Source organism: Paraburkholderia sp. BR10954 (assembly GCF_040965775.1).
Taxonomy (GTDB): domain Bacteria; phylum Pseudomonadota; class Gammaproteobacteria; order Burkholderiales; family Burkholderiaceae; genus Paraburkholderia; species Paraburkholderia youngii.
The window spans coordinates 1-2,718 of record NZ_JBFRCK010000141.1 but is presented as its reverse complement, the minus strand read 5'-3'; the positions used below and the strand labels follow the sequence as shown (position 1 = coordinate 2,718).

Sequence of the window (2,718 nt, the reverse complement as noted above, 5' to 3'; positions counted from 1 at the left end):
AGCGGGGCTGCATGCGTGCGCATGCCCCGCGCGGATCGCGCGGCAAACCGGTAATTCAGCGGGAAATTGCACGCGCAAGTCTCCTGAACGTAGCTTCGGTCGTCATGACGGGGCGCTTTTCAACAGCTGTTAGGTGTGGCGGATTTTTAACGAATCCCGGCCAACCCTCTATTTGCATCCGAGCCCAAATGACGTGCGTTTTCCCATAAATTTTTGGTATGCCTAGCTTTCTATTGAGTAAGGCCAGATAGCCCGGCCACGACGAACGAACCGAGAAACCAACCCGCGAGTTTATGGAAGTAGAAGTAATACCGCACGTTATTTTTTATCTCGATTTTATAATTGCTTTCTTTTAGTTTTATCAAGGGTAGAAATAAATCAAAACTGTAAGTTAGACCGATCGGCATGTTAGCCTCCGCTGCCTCCGGGGTTCTTCTAAAAATTACAGCCCCCAAAATAATGAACAGAAAACTCAAAACGAAGGCGCGCCCAATATGGTACCCGTAACCAATTGTAGCCTTTGAAAACCCAAGCAGCGCGCAGCGAAAGATGTCTCCGGATTTACATGCTTTCCGAAATTCCCGATCTCGACCAGCGTATCCTACTTCCATTGCGGCATCGTGCTCGCCCACCGCTTCAAGCGCTGCGGCTACCTGTCTATATGGCTGCGGCGCGAAACCTGCGTCTGGTAGTCTTGCAAGCCACTCCGGGAAAAAGTCACGGGAGTCCTGATTCGCGGACCAGCGAGAGGCGTCCGCTTTCATCGGGCAATCGAAACGGGCCTTGCAATCTAAGCCGATCGGTCCAGCGGTGACGCGTGATGTCTCTACTTCTTCACGCGTGCCCCCTCCCATGCGGCCCAGTCGATTTGAGGGTACAAGAAAATCAACGAGGTAGGCGCCAAGCGTGAACCCGGAGAAGTCAATATGTTTGGGCCAGTAGAGTACATTTTTGGGCGCCTTTATCGCGCTCAAGTTCGCGCGAGTGAGTATCAGTTCAGATTCGCCAGTCCAGGATGTGACGTTAAATGAACGATTGTGGTAGCCGATGTTCAGGTCTCCGCCAATTGAAGCATCGCTGAGATCAAGAGAATGCACCGAAGTTCCGAGAAGCTCCACTGCGCCCGAAACTGAGGCGCCTTTCAGATAAAGATGATCAAAAGTGGATCGATCAAAGTACATTCCTTCTCCGGCCTTCACTTCGAACATATAAACGTAGCTGGGAACGTATTTGCCATCAATGGTTTTCATGTTAGGGGAAAAGTCGGATCCGACGATTTCCACTTGACCGTCGATTTTGCTTGCACTTGCGCTTAGTCCGTAGCCGATGACCGACTCTATATCAAGCATGCCTTTTATCCTCGAATAGGGAATGTTTATAGCGCCGCCTAGGGATGCACTCATTATTGAAAGATTGCCATCGACACGTGTCGATGCCGCGTCAATGAACGCTATTGCGACGTTATTCGTCGGAGGTCTCTCTATATTCAGGCTATCCTGATCTACCGAACCTAATATCAGGGATCCAGCAAACTCTGCTCTACGCGCCGCAATACCCCCTAAAAGATAGGTGCCCGCGAATGATACTGTTCCTCGAAAGCTTGAGTCACTTAAGTCGACAATGTTTTGAAATAGGCAGTTTGTGAAAAAAATCGGCGGAATTATGACGGCACCCGTCAGCTTTAAGGGTCCTGAGATAACAATGCCGTCCATTCGCAGCCCGGCTGAGTCGATTCGAGTGGCGTATGGTTCCTCGGTAAGTATCATCCGAATGAAATTTGCGCCAATGTGCGGCGTGTGCGCGAAAGTCGATGACGACGCGCTTCCTTTTGCACAAAGCAACTGCCAAACTTTGCGTTCAATCGGTGTCCAGTCGTGCTGAAATGACGCACAATTCGGAGGCGGCTTTCCAACGTTCGGCTTGGCAATGGCAGGATTGAAAGCTAGCACCCAAAAGAGGGCAGCTACCGATACGCCAAAAGATCTTCTGCGCAATTGATGCCCGACTGCTATTAGGATGCCGACGTACTCTTTGGACATGGTCCCCCCCAAAGATTTCCTTGCGTCGCCGCCGCGCCGCGAGCCCTAACCAAATTAATGATAGATCTTGCCGGCGAGTAAAAAAATCACTTACTCTGTTCGGTTCCTAACACTCGGCATCTAAATTGTGGAGGGCCCGAAAAAATCTATACAGCCTGCTTCGCGGGTATGAAATAGATATTGGAAATTGAACGGGCCGGGAATTAATTGGCGAGATATATAACGTGTGGCTTGGAGTTAGATTCAGTTTTTTCGTTTCCGGCACGCGTCTTGGTATTCGCTGGTAAGAATATCGTCTATAGTCAACGAAATTCTTCCCGGAGAAAGAACGTGAAAGCTCTGATATTAGCGATGGCCTTTCTGCTCGGCACTACGTGCGTTTATTCCGTCTCTTATGCTGGTTGCGAACATCCCCCGTGTCGAAGTGATGATAACTGCGGCAACGGCAAGTGAACAGCGAAGGGTTTTAGTTGGTTCTGTCGCCGTAAGCGTTCGACAATAGTGAGAGCGGTCCTATTGGGTCGTTGGGTCGCGCGCGTTTGTTCTTTATAGCTAGTCGGGTCTGAATAATTCGTTTTGGACGGCGCTTGCCCTCACGGCTGGTATTCGACAGCGATTGAGCGGTTGAGCAAAGCGGCCAGAACAGCGGCGTAAAAAAGCCTCAGCTTCCTGAGGATCA

General features: G+C 50.3%; 1 protein-coding gene. It reads right to left on the bottom strand.

What is annotated here, in order from left to right; all coding sequences use genetic code 11:
- Positions 1-230: 230 nt before the first annotated feature.
- Positions 231-2,039, bottom strand: a complete 1,809-nt coding sequence (locus AB4Y34_RS41385; RefSeq protein ID WP_368719248.1) for a hypothetical protein — start codon at positions 2,037-2,039, stop codon at positions 231-233.
- Positions 2,040-2,718 lie beyond the last annotated feature (679 nt).

Excerpts from the sequence above, each read along its gene's own strand:
- AB4Y34_RS41385 (WP_368719248.1), bottom strand. The coding sequence starts at position 2,039 with ATGTCCAAAGAGTACGTCGGCATCCTAATAGCAGTCGGGCATCAATTG.